Consider the following 20,440-nt stretch of genomic DNA (forward strand, 5'->3'; position numbering starts at 1 on the left):
GTATATGGAAACGTTGATCATCATCCTGACGGGAGTGCTGGTGTCCGTAGCGACCTACCTGTTTCTCTCCAGGAATGTTATTCGGATCATTCTTGGCACGGCCGTGCTGACGCATGCGGGACATTTGCTGATCATGACGATGGGCGGGCTCAAGACCGGGGGCGTTCCCGTACTCGGAGAGGAGACGACCACTTTTACCGATGCCCTGCCTCAAGCCCTGATTCTGACTTCCATCGTAATCAGCTTTGCGGTCACTGCCTTTCTTCTCGTGCTGGCATACCGATTGTACCAGGAGAGCAGGAGCGATAATTTATACGAGCTAAGAGGTATGCTGAATGAATAATATTCTTGTTCTCCCCGTCGTCATTCCAGTGCTAGCTGGTATTATCCTTGTTTTTTTCCGGTCGTATATCCAGATCCAAAGATGGCTTAGCCTGGCCGCCGTCCTGTCGGTTACAGGCGTCAGCCTGTATATGCTGAACATCATTCAAAATGAAGGAATCATCCGCCTTGACTTCGGGAATTGGCAGCCGCCATTCGGCATCCTCTTCGTCGGCGATTCCTTCTCGCTGCTGCTCGTGCTTACGACTAGCCTTGTTGCTGCAGTCTGCCTGATCTATGCCTTCTACTCCATTGGGGAGAAGCGGGAGCGAATGTTCTTCTATCCGTTTGTCCTGCTTATGGTCGCGGGTGTAAACGGCTCTTTTCTCACAGGAGACCTGTTCAACCTGTACGTGTGCTTCGAGGTCATGCTGCTGGCTTCCTATGCGCTCATTACGCTTGGAGGCACCAAGCCCCAGCTGAGAGAATCCATCAAATACGTAGCTATTAACGTGCTCTCCTCTTGGTTCTTCCTTGTAGCCATCGCCTACCTGTACGGCACACTAGGCACATTAAACATGGCTCATCTCTCCGAGCGGATCGCCGAAGCCGGGCAAACCCCGCTGCTTACCGTAATCAGCATACTGTTCCTGCTTGTCTTCGGCTTGAAGGCCGGCCTGCTGCTCTATTTCTGGCTGCCTGGTTCATATAGTGTGCCACCGGCCGCAGTAGCTGCTTTATTCGGAGGGCTGCTTACGAAGGTCGGTATCTATGCGATGTTCCGCATGTTCACCCTGCTCTTCTATCACGAGCCTGGGATCACACATACGTTCATCGGCATCATGGCGGGCATTACGCTAATCGGGGGCTCCTTCGGAGCAATTGCTTATAAGGATATTCGTCAAATCGTATCCTTTAATGTTGTCATCGCGGTTGGCTTCATTCTGGTGGGTCTTGCCGTTGCCACTCCATCGGCTTTTGAAGGAGCGATTTATTATTTAGTGCATGACATGCTGGTCAAGGCAGCCTTGTTCCTCATCGCCGGTTCCATGGTTGCTCTAACCGGCACGACGATGATCGACAGAATGAGCGGACTCATTCGCCATTATCCGGTATTAGGCTGGTCGTTCTTTGTCATCATGCTGGCCCTTGCCGGCATTCCGCCCTTGAGCGGCTTTATGGGAAAAATTCTAATCGGCCAAGGGGCTGTAGAAGGCGGGGCGTATATCCTGCTTGCACTTTCCCTCATATCCAGCATATTCGTGCTCTATTCCCTGCTGCGCATATTCCTGAACTGCTTCTGGGGAGAATCCACGACGAGCGAGGAGGAAGTTGTTCCCTTAAGCAAAGGCTGGCTAATCCCCTGCGTCTTGCTTACAGCCGCTTCTATCGGGCTGGGGCTCGGAGCAGAATTCGTATCGCCATACGTCGCGGACGCGGCAAGGACTTTAACCAATCCTTACATTTACATTGATGCCGTCATGAACAAGTAATTGGATAGACTGAATGGTTCGCCAAATGCGCGATATGGAGGAAGGGGGGATGTAAATGCCTGCTCAGTTTCTGTTAAATTTATTTATTGCCTTTCTGTGGATGGTTCTTAACGATGAGGACGAGCTGAGATTCACGACGTTTTTTGCCGGCTTTCTTGTCGGGGTGGCCATTATCTTCGTCATGCAGCGTTTCTTCGGAAAACAATTTTATCTCCATCGGTTCTACCGGGTCGTCAAGCTGATCCTGATCTTCATTTCCGAGCTGTTCCAGTCGGCCTTTGTCGTAATGAAGCATATCATCAGTCCAAAAATAGATATTAAGCCTGGGATTTTCACCTATCGTACAGCCCTGAAAAGCGATTGGGAAGTAACTACGCTGGCTCTGCTGCTAACGTTGACACCAGGTTCGGTCGTAATGGAGGTATCGCCTGAAGGAGATACGTTCTATATTCACGCCCTGGACATCGAACGCTACAAAGGCGATCTCGTCCGTTCCTTAGGCCGGTTTGAAAAAGCAATCATGGAGGTGACTCGATAATGATCAAAATTATGCTGGGCATTGCGCTTACCCTGTTCAGCGTGGCGATTGCCATTTCCCTATACCGAATTATCAAGGGACCGTCCATTCCCGATCGCGTCATCGCGATGGATATGATCGGCGTTAACCTGATTTCCGGCATCGCCGCTGTATCAATATTGCTGAAAACCAAGGCCTACTTGGAGGTTATCCTCATTTTGGGCATATTGGCTTTCATCAGCACAATTTCGCTCTCCAGATTTATCGAGAGAGGTGTTATTATTGAACGTAAACGCAGTGGGTGAGTTCGTAGGAGCTGCCCTGATTCTCATCGGCAGCGTTATCAGCGTCATCAGTGCTATCGGTATTATTCGTTTTCCGGACGTATATACACGGGCGCACGCCGCAACCAAAAGCTCTACGCTTGCCGTGCTGCTGACCCTCGTAGGAACCTTTCTATATATCTGGTTCAGCGACGCTTTCATTAGCGTACGGGTTATTCTCGGTATTTTATTCGTATTCATTACGGCTCCGGTATCCGGGCATCTCATCATTCGGGCTGCTTACCGCTCCAACGTCAAGCTGGCGGATTCGACGATCGAGGATGAGCTAAAGCCTGTCCTGCAAGAAAAAGGGCGAGAGGACAAAGATGAGGAAGCTCAAGAGGTAGTTCAAGAGCAAAAGCAGGGGCAGGAGCAGCCGCAAGGCAGCGTATAAGCAGGATACATCGAAAAAAAGCCGAGCAAGGACAAACAAGCGTTGTTCCTTCTCGGCTTTAGGTTTTGAACGGCTCTGATCAGTTTGTTTATTAATACGGACAATACGCGGCTATCTCCTCTCTCAATTGCGGCTAATTGCCCATTAAGTTATACTTATCAAAAATACTCATTATGCCCAAAGCATCATATAGCATAGTCTTTATCTGACCAACTAGAATCGAGTTCATATATCCGCATCACCCCAGTACAAAGGTTAAAAGGAGGGATTATAACTTCTATGAGCGATCAAATCCTAGCGCAAATTCTCGATGAGCTTAAATCATTGAACACCCGAATGGGGGGCTTGGCAGACAGACAAACATCCCTTGAAGAGGGGCAGCAAGCTTTGCTAGCTAGACAAACATCCCTTGAAGAGGGGCAACAAGCTTTGCTAGCTAGACAAACAACCCTTGAAGAGGGACAGCTAGCTCTGCTAGCTAGACAAACGAACCTTGAAGAGGGACAGCAAACTCTGCTAGCTAAGCAAGGGGCTTTAGAAGCAAGGCAGCTGAACTTTGAGGCCGAACTAAAGGAGATTAAAGCCAATACTGCGGATATTCCTTTAATAAGACAGGCCGTTCTAGAGACGCTGGAGATTACGAAACGGCTGGATTTGTCCCAGAAATCCTTCGAGAGAAAAACGGTTAACCAGCTCAATACGCATGAATACAGCATTGATATTATTAATCGCAGACAGCTTAAGCTGGAAGCAGATATGGAAAGCCTAAAGCGTAAATAATCATTTTAGAACCTCGCCGATGGCGAGGTTTTCTCGTAGATCATACTCGATTCTGTAATATTAATCTGTAGAAGAAGCAACGTCCTTGATTGTCACATTGACGTCGTAGGTAATTGGAACATGACTGAAAATGTCCTCCCACCTCTCTTTTAGCTTCCTCCAACGCTTCGGATATTTAAATTTCAATTGTTCTCCGAAGCCGCCGACGTCAACATGATACACCTTTTGCATTTTGTGCAGGACTTGTCTGATTTGTTTCTTGATTTCTTCCTCGAACTGTCCCTCCAGCTCATGAATATACTGCGGAGATGAAGGGACTTCCGGAAAGCTCCAGTCCTCGATTAAACTTCCTTCAGTTTTAATCTTGATATGAAATGATATGTCATCTCCCGACACTTCAGGGATAATTGAAGCTTTAGAGGTCTCCGGCTCGTAAGCTATCGTGTAGCTTCCCCTTGAGGCATAGGTTTTCAAAGCGCCTCCTACTACGTCTCCCTTGATCCAGGACAAGCCCTCGATATCATACTGGGTTAATTCCCCGATCCATCGCTTGGTATCTCCTTTTATAATCGCTGCTCCGGAGAATTTGTGCTCATCTTTGGCGGTGACAACATTCTGCAGCAGAAAGCTGGCTCCCGATTGCATGGCGCTATCCAGCTTGATCAACGACACCGGCGGTAAGATCTTATTCGAACGATACCGATTATTGACGACTCCCAATAAATACAGGGCCGGTATCTCTCCGGGCTCCTCCGAGCTCAACGCTTCTAGAGCACTTCGATGACTTACCACTACGAGACAGCTCGGCCGTATTTCATTGTCACGAAGAATAAAGTCGAATATCTGCTCCAGACTGTATTTCTGAGCTAATTCCCGGGCAACCACGATCACCTTAAGATGATGCCCGATAATCGGCCGGTCCCGCCGCAAGGAGAATTGACGAAAAATTTGAATGACGGAATCCCCTGTCAATTGTTCATTCAAATATGCCTTTTCCGATGATGGACTCGAGCCTCCCCCTCCTCCTCCACCGCCTCCACCCTGTCCTCCCTTTTTGGCGTTGATCGGCGGAATAATTTGAATCGTAGCGGTTATAACATTTTCCTTAGGGTAATGCGCTCCCTGCTCATTGATTTCCTTCTCAAACGCGGACTCTTTGGCAGTATCCAGCCCCAATCCAATACTGACCGTTACATCTTCAATTTCATTGGCGCTCCAGCAGCCGGTGGATATGAGCAATAACAAGCTTGCAGCCGCCAGCAAAACACGCCTAACGTGTCTGCTCAATTCGGATTCCCTCCTTTTTTCCGAACCATGCTGATTAACAGGAGCAATAAGGGAACCCCGCCGAACAGAAAGATCGATATATTTCCAACGATGTCCCCCAGCTTAAAGACTTCCAACACATTTTTTGGAACCATGGCTATCAGGAATATAACAGGCAGCATGGCAAACAAAAAAGGCTTCAGGCTTTTATTAAATAGCTGCGACCACCCCAGAGATGCGGCATAGTGCGTGACCGTAAAGGTCGAGAAGATCTGCATGATCCAAATGACGAGCAGCAAAGACTCAAAACGTTCAAAAATCAAGCCCTCCATTTCAAAGCTGCGCAGCAAATCCAAGCTAGGCCAGGTTCTGGTCTGCACCCCGTATATGGATAGTCCGCCAATAACCATGATAATAGTGACTAAGTAGATGAACAGAGGAACGGTCGTACCGGCAAGCACGGCTTTAACTGCCTTCTTCGGCATTTTCATATAAGCCGTAGCAATCAGCATGATCTCATAACCGGTAAAAGGAAACAGCGCCGGCTTAATTCCTCTAAGCACTGGCATGATTCCAGATCCGAGCACGGGCCTTAAATAATCAATATTAAATATTTTGGTGCTTAACAGGAATGAAATTAAGAAAAATATAAGTGTAATCGGTAAAATCAGCTCGTAGATTCTAGCCATGCAATTGATGCCCCCCAATGTCAAATAAAGGCCAATCCACATAAAGGACATTACAATAGCCCAGACAGGAGTGCCATCCAGCAGATAAAAGCCCGTAACCTCTGCCATAACTCGAATTTGGACAGCTGAAATGACAAGGAAAACGGTAATGACGGTGAAGCTCAATATCCAGGCCAACCATTTCCCCGTGATCTCCGGCACAAACTGAAACAAGGTTTTCCCCTGAAATCTCCGGCATAGCAGCACAACGATTAATCCCGCTGCAGTCACGATTATTCCGGAGATAATTATGGAGAGCCATACATCCGGAGTTTGCGCCGCCTCCACAGTCGTTCGCGGAAGCGTTAATACTCCAGAGCCTAACGTATAGTTAATGATTATTACTGCCGCTTGGGAAGTTGTTATCTTGTCTTCTGCACTAATACTTGCCCTGTTCATGGGATTGCAACCTCTTTCCTGTTTGTAGAGATGTCAATTCAATTTCTGCGATCAGCATCGTTCGGCCTGAGCATATATGGCCGTTTCTTCATCACCTTCAAAGGGGCGCGAATGAGAATGTCCTTCCAATCAATGATTCTATATGGAATCAGGGGATTTAGATAAGGGACGCCAAAGCTTTTCAACCTGACCAGGTGGCAGCAAATCAGGAGGAAGAACATAATGACCCCATAAATCCCCAATGCGCCGGCGATAAGCATTGCAGCAAAACGGAGAATACGCAGCGTAATCCCCGCGCTGTATACCGGGATTGTGAAGGAAGATATCGCCGTTACCGCTACGACTATAACGAGAAACGGGCTGACGATTCCCGCATTCACGGCAGCATCGCCGATAATCAAGCCGCCTACGATCCCCATGGCAGGACCAATGGGCTTAGGCAGCCTAATGCCAGCCTCCCGGAGTATCTCAATGGAGATTTCCATAATGAGCGCTTCAATAATTGAAGGAAAAGGCACCCCTTGCCTGGTTTCAATAATGGAGAGCGCCAGTTTGGTCGGGATCAGCCCGGGATGGAACGAAATAAATGAAATGTACAGCGCTGGCGCGAGCAGAGCTAGCATCGCCGCTAAAAAACGCAGAATACGAACGAAGGAGCCTGGAATCCACCGCTCGTAATAATCCTCTGGAGATTGCAGCAGCATGCTGAAGGTAGTTGGCAGGATGAGGGCGAACGGCGTGCCGTCAAGAAGAATAGCCACTCTCCCCTCCAGCAGGGAAGCAATCACCCTGTCCGGCCTTTCGGTATTTTGCAGCTGCGGAAAGGGACTTAATATGTTATCCTCAATCAACTGCTCGATGTAACCCGATTCAAGCGGATCATCAATATCTATTCTCTGAATCCGCGAATGAACCTCGTCAACCAAGCGCGGATCGGCAATATCCTGCATGTAAGCCACGATCATATTCTTCTTAACACGATTGCCCACTTCGAATTGGCTCATAATCAGGCTCTCGTTCTGCCCCTGCATCCGGAGCAACCCCATATTATCCTCAAGCTTTTCCGTAAAACCAATGCGTGGACCGCGCAATAGTGCTTCTGACAATGGCTCTTCGACATTCCTGACCTTTCCTTGGGCCGCGCCTATGAGAAATACTCCTTGTATCCCTTCAACGAGCAGGGCGGTTTGACCGATCAGAACGCTCCGCGTAAGCTCTTGCAGCTTCGATGTCTCATTGAGCTTGGAAACGGGAAGCAGCCGATTCGCGATATACTTTTGCAAGGAATCACTCGAACGCAGGGCGGTTTCCTGATCTGTATCCGGAATTCCATGGATCATTAAGGGCGTTATTAGATGGGTATCTATAATATCGACATCCGACAGTCCGTCAACATAGACGATGGCTGCCCGATTTTCCGTCCCCCTGATCGTAAATTCCCTGACTCGAACATCCGCGTTATAACCGATAGCAGCCCGCACGGAGGACAAATCAGTATCATATCGTCCGGTCAATGGACCTGACTCGGAACTGTCTTCTTTGATGGGCGGGGAAGCTTGATTGGGGTGAAGTGCATAGCCTGAAATAATTGCTTTTCGTATCCATCCGAAGAGAGCCATCAGCAGAAGCGGAATGACTACGAGCAGCAAAGCTTGAACAAGAATGGTCCACTTCGGTATGTAGGATAGAATTACTGACCACATCAAATATCACACCCCATGTTTTCCAGTCTCAGGCATGTACACATCTTTCTGGTATATTGTTACCCTGCATGCTCCTACAAATTCCTATATACGCAAAACAAACATGGTATAATAACTAGCAGCCTGTAAATCGGGGATTTTTATCATTTAGAAAGAAGATGGACATCAAGATGGTAATCGAAATCGTTATGGACGTAGTTCTGCCCATTTTTGTGCTCATTGGGCTTGGCGCGCTTATGCATCGCGCTTTTCAGCTCAATTTGTATACATTGGCGAAGATCAATTTTTATTACATCACTCCTGCCGTTGTATTCCTAAGTATGTATCGGTCGAAAATGTCGCCCTCATTGCTCGGAAGCGTAACTTTATTTTATGCGTTATATGTTGCGCTCCTCTATATGGTAAGCTCTATCGTCAGCTGGAGGAGGAAATTCAATCCTGGGATGAAAGCGGCTTTTACGAACAGCCTTATTCTCGATAATTCGGGAAACTACGGACTCCCCATAAATCAGCTTGCATTCAAGGGGGATCCGCTGGCTTCTTCCATTCAAGCATTGGTGATGACCTTTCAGAGTCTCGTGACCTTCACCTATGGGGTCATCTCGGTTCAGCGCGCCAAGTCGGGAGGAACGCTAAAAGCTGCATTAATCGGGTTTCTAAAAATGCCGGTTCCGTACGCTCTGGTGCTTGGCCTTGTTTTTCACGTCTTTCACTGGCCGCTGCCCGAATTCGCGGCCAAGCCGCTGGACTATATCGCGGACTCCATGGTCAGCATCGCTTTATTGACGCTGGGCGCGCAAATCATTCAATATCCGCTGCGCCTTGACCGGATGGATGTATATATCAGCGTTTTCTTACGCTTGCTGATCGGTCCGGCTATTGGACTGCTGCTTATTTTCGCGCTTGGACTCAAAGGCATACCTGCCCAGGCGCTGCTTATTGCTTCCGGCATGCCCACAGGCGTTAACAGCACCATACTGGCTGAAGAATATGATAATGAACCGGACTTCGCCTCCCAGACCGTGCTTATTTCCACGATTCTGAACGTGATCACTGTGACGGCCTTGGTCTCGTTATCCAAATTCATAGGTTAATTCCCTTGCTGACCAATACCGCTAAATAAAAAGGCATCTCCTAAGCTTGAAGCTTACGGGATGCCTTTCTTGGTTGTTCCTGCAGTACTGCGGCCCACTGGTTATTAAAAACACCATGAGCATGCACCTATGCCCATGGTGTTACCATTACTTACGGATTGTTTTTAATGCTGTGGACCAAGGAATCAGCTGGTCAAGCATTTGATTTACCGAATCTCTCTGCACATCCTTAGGCTTAAAGACCGAACCATTCTCGAAATCCGTGAACAAGGACAAGGCCGGATGTACACGGACGTCAGCCACTAACAGCTCGCCTAAAATTCCCCGCAAATGCTCTGCCGCACGGGCGCCGCCCACCGAACCGTATGATACGATTCCGGCAGCCTTGTTGTTCCACTCATCACGCAGGTAGTCGAGAGCATTTTTCAGTGCGCCTGTAATGGAATGGTTATATTCTTGCGCGATAAATACAAATCCATCGCAGCCGCTAATTTTGGCGGACCAGGCAGCTGCTCCGGAAGCATCAGCGCCAGGCTCCCCTAACAATGGCAGTTTAAATTCCGCGATGTCAATGATTTCATATTCAGCATCCTTGCGCTGATCCGCGATTTCTTTCACCCATGCGCCAACCTGCGGACTTACGCGGCCTTCACGTGTACTGCCTAAAATAATCCCGATTTTCAACATTTCTTTTCCTCCTATTTGTTTTCTTCTATATTTATCCCGAAATAATCATTTAATAATACCTTGACTCAACCATTAAAATTCATGCAAGCCATGCGTTGATTTTTATGCCCTTTTCAATCCCCACCCCTGTCCGAAGATACTGGAATTTCGCCAAATATCTTAATTTGAATTTTCTTAAATCCAAGGAATTTTACAAAAAAATATCTCAATGTAAACTATCTTGAATTTAAAATAAATTTAACATATTATCTGTGTCATTGTCAACATTCTGCTTCTCAAAAAAGACACCCTAGAGTAAATTTCTAAGGTGTCTCTACTTCCGGGATAATTTCTCAATTATACGGATTAGGCCGTGCAGGGTCAAAATCCCTATCCAAACCACCGTAACATAATTTAACTGTTCAGTATTGTACAATTGAAACTTGTCAAATAGCTGATGCAAGCTTGAAACGACCCGCTCGCCTGTTGAGTTTAATTTGAAGATCATCCAAATTTTCGACTCATCAAATACGATAAAAATAACTTGAAAACATACGAACAAAAGAAAATGCACAAGCCAACTAAAACGCCATTTTAAAGTTGTTTGTTCCTCCATGCCTCGCCTCCTTAACACAATCTTCGCATTATAAAATCCCTCTATTCTTGTAAATTTTAATGGACAGCCTCCAGGACAACATATATAAACATAGGGCTATCACGAAACCGAAGCCAAATAGCTTCCCATCGCTCAATGCTTGAGGAATAATGAGTGTATCGGACAGGTACAGATACAGATAATAGAATGAATATGCCCCTGCAATGACAAGCAGAATATACAATATGAGCAATACAAAAATAACACTCCGCTGGGAAAGCCAATAAAAAATAGGGAAGCATAATGCCCCGGAGAGCATTATCAAAACCACACCGCCAACCAATTCTTTCCAAATTAATACATCCCATCCCCCATTGAGGATCGGCTCAATCATCATGACTGTACTCATGCTGATAACCGTAACAACTAACAAACTCGAATATCGGGCACTAACAATTTCACTTCGGGTAAAGGGCATTGCATTCCACAGCTTATGTCCATTTGCCTGCTCATCCGCAAAGAATGCATTCATCGTTATAATGGCGCTCATTAAAGCGATAATAAATATGGCATCTTTATCTAGAAGCATAAAGAAAAGAAGCATCGCCAAATACAAGAGCCATTGAAACTTATGGATGGCTATATCTTTTTTAATTAATTGAAGCATCAGCTTTACCTCCCCGAGAATAATACATGATTTCTTCCAGACTCGCTTTCTCAATAATTACTTCATTCCCAAACAGCGCTTGAACTGCTTTATAGTCTGAGGTCAAAGCTTCAAATCCGCTATCTGTCCGTGTAATAGAGAGAAAATATTGCTCCGTATCACCATCAAGCAATTCCACCTTGCCACGAACGATGGCATATTTCTCTTCGATTTCATGCAGCTCTTTCGAGAATACGATCTGTCCCTTTTGCATAAAGGTGATGTAGTCGGCTAAGGATGATAAATCACTCATAATATGAGTCGACAAGAGTATCGTCTTCTCCTCATTCAACATAACCTCATGCAGGAGCTGCATGAATTCCCTGCGAAAGATAGGATCTAGGTTAGCTGTCGGCTCATCCATAATTAGGAGATCAGCATGATGCGATAACGCAAATGCGAGAGAGACTTTCATTTTCATGCCATCTGAAAAAGACTTTATTTTATTCCGGAGAGGAAGCTCAAACCGATCGCAATATTGATGAAACAACCGATCATCCCATTGCCGATAGCAAGGTGCAATCAGCTTTTTCATATCAGACAAGTCCAATTCTTTGTATAAAGTGGCATCATTAAAAACGAACCCGATTCTTTCCTTGATTTTCTTTTCATTCTCTTTGTAGTTCATTCCCAGTACACGAATCTCACCCGAATCAGGCTGAAGCAGGTTCATCATCATTTTGATCAGCGTCGACTTCCCGGCTCCATTCCCGCCAATAAACCCGGTCACAAACCCTTTTTTGACTTTCAGTGACAAATCCGTGATACTAAAGCTTCCGAATGATTTATGTACATTCCGTAGTTCAATCGCATGTTCCATCTTCATCTCTCCCCATACAAAATAGTTATCCAGTCTTTAATGTCTTGCAGCGACAATCCAACCTCTTTACTATTGGCTATTACTTCTACCAGCTTTTCTTCGATTGTCGTCAGCTTCTTTTCTCTAATCACATCCGCATTCTGCTCTGCGATATAGGAGCCTTTTCCTACAATCGAATAAATGAATCCTTCTTTTTCTAACTCTTCATAGGCACGCTTTGTCGTAATGACGCTAATATGCAAATCCATTGCCAATTGACGCATCGAAGGAAGGGCGTCCCCTTCAACCAGTTCCCCCGATAGCACTTTTTCTTTAATCTGATTTTTGATTTGAATATAAATCGCCTCTTTGGAACTATTAGAAATCAATATTTGCATTTTTTGCTCCTCCTGCAGCTGACGATTTTTATATATACATTATATACAATATACACAAAGTACACAATAAAATTTTCAGAACTAATCTGACGAACGATCTCACTGGCCAATACAACGCTACCAAACAATCTTGATTATTTACCAATATACTCGCCAAAAATAGCCCCCGGGAGTCCGACGAAGACATGAAAAAAGCACCCGAAGGTGCTAGCTAAGTTTATTATCCACAATTACTTCAAAACAGCGCATCATCCTGCTCGAAGAACTCATCAACTTAAGCGAGTTCGCTATGCTCTATGAGCCATCATCGAGCTTTCGCCGAATATTACCCTTGAATGTAACGATATTCAATTGCCCGCTGCTCATCAGGAATAATAATAAACCTCGCCCATTAGATACGAGCGAGGTTTACTACATGTATTTACTTTTTCATTAAATTGAAAATCGCCTGAATGGCCTCCGCGCGTGAAAGCTCTCCTTTCGGAATGAACTTATTGTTCCCGCGACCGCTTACTAAGCCAAGCTCATAGGCGGTGTTTACAGATTCCCTTGCCCATGAACTGATGTTGCCATGATCAGCAAACGATGCTTCTTCCTTCGCTTGTATCGCAGAAGCTTGCTTGAAGTTATACGCTCGAACGATCATAGCTGCCATTTCTTCTCGTGAGATGGTCTGATTCGGAGCAAATGCTGTTTCAGTTCGCCCATTAACAATGTCTGCCTGATAAGCAGCAGCCACGGATGAAGCAAACCAGTCTCCCGCCGTGACATCCGCGAATGGACTTGCTCCTTCCGCATCCAGTCCCAGTACCCGAACGATAAGCGCAGCGAATTCCGCTCGGGTTATACTCTGATCCGGTGCAAATTGGGTGTCGCTGACTCCATTCGCGATTAGCATCGCTGACATAATCTTGATGGTTTGAGCGGCCCAATGATCTTCTCGTACATCAGCAAACGTTTTGTTATACTCCAACACAGCATATTTGTTAAAATGATGGATTTCCGCAGTCAGCCAATCGCCTTGAAGCTTTCCGCCAATGTAAGCCAACGTGCCATCATCAGATACATCGTAGATTGCCGTCAAATCGCGATTCGCATCTTCCCGGAATTTCATCGTTAATATAAGAGGTTCATCTAATACAACAAGCTCGTATTGTTTTCCATCACCGGTAAGAACCGAAAGGTTGAACGTATATGCTTCCCCTGCTTTTTTAACATCTGCTTTATGGACTTCTTTAGCCCTCTTTACTATATCATTCATGTCCACATCAGTGATCTTCTCGTAGGAAAATATGATGTGCGCTCGAGCGAGCTCCTTTTCAGATACAAGCTGTTGCAGCTGCTTCAGCACTGCGGGGTTAATCTCAATCGCAAACTCATCACTTGCCAGCAGTATAGCGTCTTCACCAACAATCCCTGCCGCACTGGCTGGAAGCCATACGGATTTCTTGCCTTGGGCAATGTCCACCTGCACCTTGCCTTGTTGTTGACCAGCCTTTAAGCTGTCCTCATTCACAATTTGCTTTTCTGGATCATCTGACTTGGTTGGTGCAGGCTTCCAAGGTGTAGATGGACGAACTGGTTGTTGAGGTTGTCCAGGTTGTCCAGGTTGTTCAGGCTGTTCAGGCTGTTCAGGTTGTTCAGGCTGTTCAGGCTGTTCAGGTTGTTCAGGTTGTTCAGGTTGTTCCGGCTGTTCCGACTCCTTCCAGATGATGACATAGTCAAGCGTTGATTTGCCATCCTTGGCCGTCACATGTATGCGTGTCTTCCCTTCAGCCTCGCGAGTATCCTCTATAACGACCGCAGCTTCAGCTTGCTTTGCTGTCGCTTGAACATCCGACGCATGTGGGGCAGAAACAGCATACTCCAGCACCCCAGGAGAGAAATCCTTCAGAGGCTCTCCATTGATTATGATCGCCGAAAGAGTCGCATCTGTTTCCGGTACCGCAATCACGGACATTGTTGTCCCTGCATTCGGCGCATAATAGATGCTGCCGTCAATGCCGATGGCCATATCATTCATCAAGCCCTTATCGTCGATTACCTTATATTGCAATGTCTCAGGATCAATAACCATCAAAGTGCGAGACAATGTCGTATACAGCATACCATCTGGACTCCAGGCGATTCGGTATGGCTTCCACTTGCTCGTATTATACAAGCTCGGACGAATCGTCTTGCTCTTCACAATTTCTTTTGTGGCGACGTCCATCGCGAAGATCGTTCCATCTACGGCCCCCCAGAGATGTCCGTCTGGTCCGAAGGAAAGCTCGCCAATCATCCGAGGCGCTTCATCGATCCCCGGGATGTCGGGTGTGAATTCATCGATTTTCTTGCCATTTTTAACGTCCCATATGAACATCTTTGCAGCAGATTCGACCGGATCTTTACCTAAGCCGCCCCAGACCGAAGTGCCGCCGTATAGATAGCCGTCTTTATAAGCCAAACCGATAATGCTTTGATTCTGAACCACTTGATCGTACTGCATCCATTGATCGGTTGCTTCATCATAAATCCCAAGCGATCCGCCTAATATTCCGTAGTCAGGAACGGTGCCTACAAAAAGCTTTCCATCCCCTGAAGTTAAAGCGAACGGGCGATCCTGGTAATTTTTAAACGGATACACCATTTCCGGATTCACATTCAACTGAACGTCCTTAGCTGGATCAAAGCGATACATGACGGCAGCAACATAGGTTCCGTAATATACGTGACCATTTAAAAACCCAATGCCCTCCGGTTGTGCAAACGAGGAAATATTCAATTCAACTTGTTCGGTAAACGGATTGTAGACGCTCATTCCCCGTTGATACCCACCTAAGTACAATCGACCGTCCTCTCCTGTGCTGAGAGCTTGAATCGCAACAGGCTGAGGGGCGATCTCCAGTTCAATAAACGACAGCCAGTGATCGGTTGGGTCGTATAAAATAAATTCGCCATACTGAGTGATGATCGCCAAAACGGTCTCCCCCGCTTTTGGACCGCTCGTCATTTCAATCCACTGCATATCCTTCACTCGAACTGTATCCGGCAGCGGAAAAGGCAGCTCAATCTGAGTCGACTGATTCGTGCTGAAATCATATTTGAAAAACTCTGTGCCGAACTTATAAAAGATGACATTAGGATCGACCGGATACGGTTCCGAGATCATGTTGCTATACTGGAATGTATGCTCAATCTCGTAGGTTTCTATATCCATGACAACCATATTGACCGTGCTCACCGATACAAGGAGCTTGCCATTAAGAACGAACACATCCGCAACCATTCCGCCTGCACTGCCTGTATATCCTTCTATAGGGATTTCACTTTTCTCACCCGTCTCCCGATCGACTTTGAACAAGTGCAGGTAATCGGTGCCGAGCCCAACATAAATATACTTTTCATCTACTGCAATGCCTCTGGCATATTCACGACCTGGCATGATCGACCCGTAATCCCGGAATTGACCGGTTTCAATATCATATTCGAAAACCTTGCCCTCTCCGCCCTTTGAATAGGTGGAGCCGTAGATCTTACCATCAGGTGTTGCCTCAAGATCCCATACCCAAGCATCAGACGGGTTAACACCTACGGTTTCTACGACTTTTTTCTCAGGAACATACCGGTACAAATTCCGATCTGCAGTACCCGAGAAGTACACATTTTTATCAGGTCCAACGGTCATCGCCCATGTTGCTTCCGTATTGGGAATAACCTTTGAAAACTTCAGCTTGCCCGTTTCTGCATCAACAACAAAGAAGGATCCCGGCTTACCGTTCGACATGAAGTAGGCTTCATTCTCACCCAGCGAGTTCTGTTGTATGGCTGCTGCCTGACCTAGATTCACGCTTACCATCGGTCCCAGGTCTACCGGCGCTCCATATTCACGATCCAGCGGCGCCTCTTGAGGGATCGATTCGAACGAGACATCATCGAAGTACGCCTCAGTCAAACTCGGATCTCCGGAATAAAAAGCAACTCTAGCATAAGCCGCTGAAGCAGGCGCGTCGGTCATCACCCGAATTTCAGTCCATTGGTTTTTGCCAAGTGCCAGCTCTCCAAACAGTTCCTGCTTCACGCCAACTTGATCATTATTCTCATTATAATAATAAATCTGGTAAACAATATTGTGAGTTTGCTGTACGACATTGACATACGCCTTCGCAATGTATGATTCACCTGGCATAATCACAAACTTGTCGCTGAACACCCGTAGACCTGTCTTATCCGAGGAATCTTTAAAATAAAGACTCCTCTCGCCGCTGTTCGCTCTATCCGTACTTACCTCAAACAGCCCATCCGTACCTGGGCCAAGACTCCAACCTGGAATGTGGCCATCTACCAAATCCATTTCAAAGCCGGGATTGACGATCTCTCCTGTTGGTTCGGGTTCATCCGGCCCTTCTTGCCCCGGCAGACTGACGACTTCGACCGAAACATCGTCAAAGTACGCTTCCGTCAAAGCAACTTTTCCTGAATTGAAGCGAACTTCAATTTGTGTTGCGCCAACCGGTACTTCAAACGGCACATTGATCTCATTCCACTCGTTCAGCTTAAGGGTGCCTTTAGCGAAATTAATAAAGGTAGCATTCCCGACCTTTACATTGTTACTGTCAAAGAAATGAACCTCATACCCAATGCTATGGGTTTGGCTGACAACATTCACAAATGCTTTGGCATTGTATTTTCCACCAGGTACAACGGAAGCATAATCACTCTTTACCTGCAACTGCTCCTCAGTTGACGAATTGTGAAAGTGCAGGCTTCTATCCCCCGAGTATGCATATGTATCGATCGTCACCGTACTCACTTTATTTGATGTAACTATACTCCAACCTGGAATCTGCCCGTCGACTAAATCCATTTCAAAGCCTGCATTGTATATCTCCGGTGCCTCCTGATCTGCAGCTGAAGTAGTGGGGAAGGAAAGCATTCCGAATATCATTGCAAAACAAACAATTATCGATAATACACGTTGATACGATGTTCCAGACACTGAATCACCCCGGTTTATTAATAATGGTAACCGCTTACATGAATTCAAACTACCCGCTCATTGCTGCTGCCAATCTGCCGTCTGCGCATATGCTCAACCAGCCGCTTTCTTTTCAGAGCCTCCTTTCGACTCTAGTAATTTCTATATCATATCTGTATCATATCCACATGATATTACATTAATTAAAGCGCTGTCAATTCCTTTATCCCAATAATCATGTCAAAATAGGTCTGCATCTGGCTTTCCTTCACAGTGCTTGGACAAAATTTTCCTTTTTCCGTATAATGGTGTTAGTTTGATAGCTCTACAAAATTCAATTTTATGAAACCAATTCAGTTAATGAGCTTAAAAGGGGACGAACGGATTTGCAGGCCAAACCTAGCCGGACTACGTTTCGAAATCGACTGGACGAAATGATCACTGCACTGCGAGATGATATCGTCACGGGAAGATTAAAGAGCGGAGAATTCATACCTTCATTGATGCAATTAAGCAAACAGTTTCAGTTGAGTATCAACTCTGTTCAAAAGGGGCTCGATCAGCTTGCAGCCGAATCCTTAATTGAAAGAATCCCGCGAGTCGGAATTCGAGTGAAGGATTCAACCAGGCATTCAACTGTATCTCTTTCCTTTGGTTACTATCCTTCTCTGATGGAGGATGTGGATCTTCAACACCTTATTGCAGCATTTCAGGAGGAGCATCCTCATATTCGCATACAACCGGTCCCTCTACAGTATGAGAACTATTACGATGTGACGAGCAATTACTTGTATAATGAAATGCTGGATGTTCTAACGATCAACCATATCAACTTCAATCAGTATGAAGATCGACACACCGATATCCGAGAAGTTTTCGAACCGATCAAGCCTGCAGCAGGTATATACCCCTATCTATCTCCTCCTTTCATGAGGGATAAGACGCAGTATGTGCAACCGATCGTTTTTTCTCCGGTTATCCTATGCTATAACCAACAGCATTTCGAGCAGCGTCAAGCAGATGAACCGCCGCTAGAATGGACGTGGCAGGAATTTATGGCTTGTTTGGATCGTTTGGGCCGGGATGAATCGAGGCTGGCCTTCTATTTTTACCCGGCAACCTTGAACCGATGGCCAATCTTCCTGCTCCAGAGTGGTGTGGAGTTTAAGAGGAATAAGACGGGGAAAATGAATCTAGCTGCTCCGCAAATTATGGACAGCATCCAAACATGCAACGAATTGATCCAACGCCAGAATATGTTTCAGATTCTGCTGTCTGAGAATGATGTCAATGTTGAGGAATTATTCTCTCAGCAGAGAATCTCTGTTATGATGACAACCTATTTCAACATGAATAGACTGCGCAGGGCTTCTTTTCCTTTCGATATCGCGCCGCTGCCCTACGTACATACTCCAAAAACACTGCTGATTACGATCGGAATGGCAATTAATCGGCGCTCCAAGCAAAAAGCTGCGGCTCAGGTGTTTATCGATTACTTGACGTCATACCGGTCTCAGCTTCATATTCGGAAAACGACTTACAGTATCCCTGCACTGCAGCGAGCCGCCGAGTGGCATGGAGAAGAGCTCGGGTACCGCCCGTCCAGGTACAATATATACCGGGATATCAGCCATACCTATGCTTTATTATCCGATTTAAATCTGAACCCGCACGAAATCGAGGAATTACTGAATGCGATGAATATGTACTGGATGGGCATGGAAAATAAAGAAGCGACCCTTTCCCGTTTGGCCACCATCTGAGCTGCCGCCTATAAAAGAGGCTATAACAAGCCAGAGATAGAATTGAAAATCATCAATAGAAAAAGGCTTCTCACCAAGTTCAAATTTGAACCCGTGAGAAGCCTTTTTTTTTTACAAGAGTATTTTATAATTTATTACTCAACAGCTACTGATATTTCAACCCTCCCTTTAATATTTTCTAAAGATTTACCCTCATAATTACCAACGAACAAATAGTACGTGCCAGCTAGATGGCTTGGTACTACATGAGGATGAGGGAACTCCTTATTTAATTCGTTGCCAGTTAATCCGATTACTCCTAAATATCCATCACTCTCAATATACTCGTCCGTTTTCATAAAGCTGATAGTTAAATTCCCCGTTCCTTCTGACTTAAGTTTATAAGTGATGAAATCCCCTTCTTCAAGCGCATACTGTCCCAGATTCACGCCTTCACCACTACCTAAAGAGTCTACATCTACATCAATAACATGTTTAGATTCAGTAAGTCCTTCGTATACTTGGCTTTGATCTTTTCCATCAACTTTAAAATTATCATTTGATGCTAAGCTAGTTGCAGCTTCACCGATGCCAGTCGCTATAAATACCACGATAGACAAGACCAGTATTCCAAAAATAAGAGCAATACCACTTTTCTTTTTTCTTGTATCCATAATAGATAAAATTCTGCTTTTCATGTTTTCTTTCCCTCCATAAAAATGAGTTGATAATGCAGTTTTAAACCTAGACTGCTGGCAAATGACACCGATAATCGTTTCGCAATATTGTTGCCTTTTATCCTCTTGAGAATTTTTCACCACTTCCAGATCGCAGGACAATTCACATTGTAGAGCGATAGATCTTGACATCAAATACACGACCGGATTAAACCAGTGTATTGCTGTTGCTAAAAGCACTAAACTTTTGTACCAAATATCTTTTCTCTTATAATGAACCAACTCGTGTGCCAGAATAAATGACAATTCATCCTCTGAGAAATCTGTTGAAGGTAACAGGATAGTCGGGGTAACAACACCAAACATCATTGGGGTTGTTATTAATGAACTCCTTTGCAAATACACTGGATTCGTTATACCTATTTTTGCTTTTAGTTCCTCCAAGTGAGCTAGGATTTTCTCGTCACCAACATTCTCACTCCAACGTTTTACCAACTTTATAAAATGAAGATGACGAAATATATGGAAAGCAATAACTAAAATCATTCCTGTAATCCAAATACATCCAATAACTGGATAGATCGATTTTACTGGATCCTCTAGTGACCCAATTATTTCATTACTTGCCACCGTAACAAATTCTTTTGTACCAAGGTGGAACACTTCGCTTGGTTGAATCGTAGGTAAGCCCACTTTTAGAAACGAAAAATGGATATCAGGTCTAAAGGGAATAATGAACCCAATCACAATTACAAGCCATGCATAATACTGCCACTTGGATTCATATATTTTTGATAAAAGTGGAGAAATTAAAATTAGCAGAACCGCCACAATGGACATCGTGATCGAACTGGTAAGAAGAGTGTTCAAAAAGTCCTGCAT

18 protein-coding genes are annotated in these 20,440 nt (G+C 45.4%); 8 read left to right on the forward strand and 10 right to left on the reverse strand.

Translation table 11 applies throughout. The features are described 5' to 3' along the window. Nucleotides 1-4: 4 nt before the first annotated feature. The 6 genes from BN2762_RS03430 to BN2762_RS03455 all read left to right on the forward strand — a co-directional run bounded on the left by BN2762_RS03430 (nt 5) and on the right by BN2762_RS03455 (nt 3,828). A complete protein-coding gene (locus tag BN2762_RS03430; protein ID WP_055105635.1) occupies nt 5-343 on the forward strand; it encodes a Na(+)/H(+) antiporter subunit C in 339 nt (112 codons plus the stop codon). Beyond that, nucleotides 336-1,814, forward strand: coding sequence for a Na+/H+ antiporter subunit D (locus tag BN2762_RS03435; RefSeq protein WP_055105636.1), 1,479 nt, complete (start codon nt 336-338; stop codon nt 1,812-1,814). The genes BN2762_RS03430 and BN2762_RS03435 overlap by 8 nt, the downstream gene beginning before the upstream one ends. A gap of 55 nt (nt 1,815-1,869) precedes the next feature. Beyond that, nucleotides 1,870-2,352 carry a Na+/H+ antiporter subunit E gene (locus tag BN2762_RS03440; RefSeq protein ID WP_055105637.1) on the forward strand — a complete coding sequence of 161 codons (483 nt, stop codon included), beginning with the start codon at nt 1,870-1,872 and terminating at the stop codon, nt 2,350-2,352. Beyond that, the gene (locus BN2762_RS03445; RefSeq protein WP_055105638.1) at nt 2,352-2,636 is read left to right on the forward strand and encodes a Na(+)/H(+) antiporter subunit F1; all 285 of its coding nucleotides are present in this window, start codon (nt 2,352-2,354) and stop codon (nt 2,634-2,636) included. Before BN2762_RS03440 ends, BN2762_RS03445 begins: the two co-directional genes overlap by 1 nt. Further along, nucleotides 2,614-3,048 carry a Na+/H+ antiporter subunit G gene (locus BN2762_RS03450; protein ID WP_055105639.1) on the forward strand — a complete coding sequence of 145 codons (435 nt, stop codon included), beginning with the start codon at nt 2,614-2,616 and terminating at the stop codon, nt 3,046-3,048. Before BN2762_RS03445 ends, BN2762_RS03450 begins: the two co-directional genes overlap by 23 nt. A gap of 279 nt (nt 3,049-3,327) precedes the next feature. Next, nucleotides 3,328-3,828 carry a hypothetical protein gene (locus tag BN2762_RS03455; protein WP_055105640.1) on the forward strand — a complete coding sequence of 167 codons (501 nt, stop codon included), beginning with the start codon at nt 3,328-3,330 and terminating at the stop codon, nt 3,826-3,828. 60 nt (nt 3,829-3,888) lie between these two features. Here the strand turns inward: BN2762_RS03455 and BN2762_RS03460 are convergent, their stop codons facing one another. From BN2762_RS03460 to BN2762_RS03470, 3 genes are read right to left on the reverse strand one after another with little or no spacing between them, the layout of a single operon-like run. Beyond that, nucleotides 3,889-5,115, reverse strand: coding sequence for a Ger(x)C family spore germination protein (locus BN2762_RS03460; RefSeq protein WP_055105641.1), 1,227 nt, complete (start codon nt 5,113-5,115; stop codon nt 3,889-3,891). After that, nucleotides 5,112-6,221 carry a GerAB/ArcD/ProY family transporter gene (locus BN2762_RS03465; RefSeq protein ID WP_055105642.1) on the reverse strand — a complete coding sequence of 370 codons (1,110 nt, stop codon included), beginning with the start codon at nt 6,219-6,221 and terminating at the stop codon, nt 5,112-5,114. The genes BN2762_RS03460 and BN2762_RS03465 overlap by 4 nt, the downstream gene beginning before the upstream one ends. Before the next feature lie 38 nt (nt 6,222-6,259). Continuing rightward, the gene (locus tag BN2762_RS03470) at nt 6,260-7,924 is read right to left on the reverse strand and encodes a spore germination protein (RefSeq protein WP_055105643.1); all 1,665 of its coding nucleotides are present in this window, start codon (nt 7,922-7,924) and stop codon (nt 6,260-6,262) included. Between the two features lie 170 nt (nt 7,925-8,094). Here BN2762_RS03470 and BN2762_RS03475 point away from each other — a divergent pair, with 170 nt between their 5' ends. Then, a complete protein-coding gene (locus BN2762_RS03475; protein WP_055105644.1) occupies nt 8,095-9,018 on the forward strand; it encodes an AEC family transporter in 924 nt (307 codons plus the stop codon). Between the two features lie 147 nt (nt 9,019-9,165). Here the strand turns inward: BN2762_RS03475 and BN2762_RS03480 are convergent, their stop codons facing one another. The 6 genes from BN2762_RS03480 to BN2762_RS26435 all read right to left on the reverse strand — a co-directional run bounded on the left by BN2762_RS03480 (nt 9,166) and on the right by BN2762_RS26435 (nt 17,160). After that, complete coding sequence (locus BN2762_RS03480; protein ID WP_083484747.1) at nt 9,166-9,705, reverse strand: NADPH-dependent FMN reductase; 540 nt, start codon at nt 9,703-9,705, stop codon at nt 9,166-9,168. Between the two features lie 313 nt (nt 9,706-10,018). Next, nucleotides 10,019-10,300, reverse strand: coding sequence for a YfzA family protein (locus tag BN2762_RS03485; protein WP_055105646.1), 282 nt, complete (start codon nt 10,298-10,300; stop codon nt 10,019-10,021). A gap of 28 nt (nt 10,301-10,328) precedes the next feature. Then, on the reverse strand, nt 10,329-10,946 hold the full coding sequence (locus tag BN2762_RS03490; protein ID WP_055105647.1) for an ABC-2 transporter permease: 618 nt from the start codon (nt 10,944-10,946) through the stop codon (nt 10,329-10,331). Beyond that, nucleotides 10,930-11,805, reverse strand: a complete 876-nt coding sequence (locus BN2762_RS03495) for an ABC transporter ATP-binding protein (protein ID WP_055105648.1) — start codon at nt 11,803-11,805, stop codon at nt 10,930-10,932. Before BN2762_RS03495 ends, BN2762_RS03490 begins: the two co-directional genes overlap by 17 nt. A 2-nt stretch (nt 11,806-11,807) precedes the next feature. Further along, entirely contained in the window at nt 11,808-12,182 is a 375-nt protein-coding gene (locus tag BN2762_RS03500) for a GntR family transcriptional regulator (protein ID WP_055105649.1), read from the reverse strand. A 421-nt stretch (nt 12,183-12,603) separates the two neighbouring features. After that, nucleotides 12,604-17,160 (reverse strand): S-layer homology domain-containing protein, encoded by a 4,557-nt coding sequence (locus BN2762_RS26435; RefSeq protein ID WP_148499860.1) that lies wholly within the window; start codon nt 17,158-17,160, stop codon nt 12,604-12,606. 365 nt (nt 17,161-17,525) lie between these two features. On the opposite strand from BN2762_RS26435, the gene BN2762_RS03510 reads away from it, so the two are divergent. After that, complete coding sequence (locus tag BN2762_RS03510) at nt 17,526-18,902, forward strand: extracellular solute-binding protein (protein ID WP_055105651.1); 1,377 nt, start codon at nt 17,526-17,528, stop codon at nt 18,900-18,902. A 134-nt stretch (nt 18,903-19,036) separates the two neighbouring features. Here the strand turns inward: BN2762_RS03510 and BN2762_RS03515 are convergent, their stop codons facing one another. Beyond that, nucleotides 19,037-20,440, reverse strand: coding sequence for a M56 family metallopeptidase (locus tag BN2762_RS03515; protein ID WP_055105652.1), 1,404 nt, complete (start codon nt 20,438-20,440; stop codon nt 19,037-19,039).

Source organism: Paenibacillus ihumii, from assembly GCF_001403875.1.
GTDB classification, from domain to species: Bacteria; Bacillota; Bacilli; order Paenibacillales; family Paenibacillaceae; genus Fontibacillus; species Fontibacillus ihumii.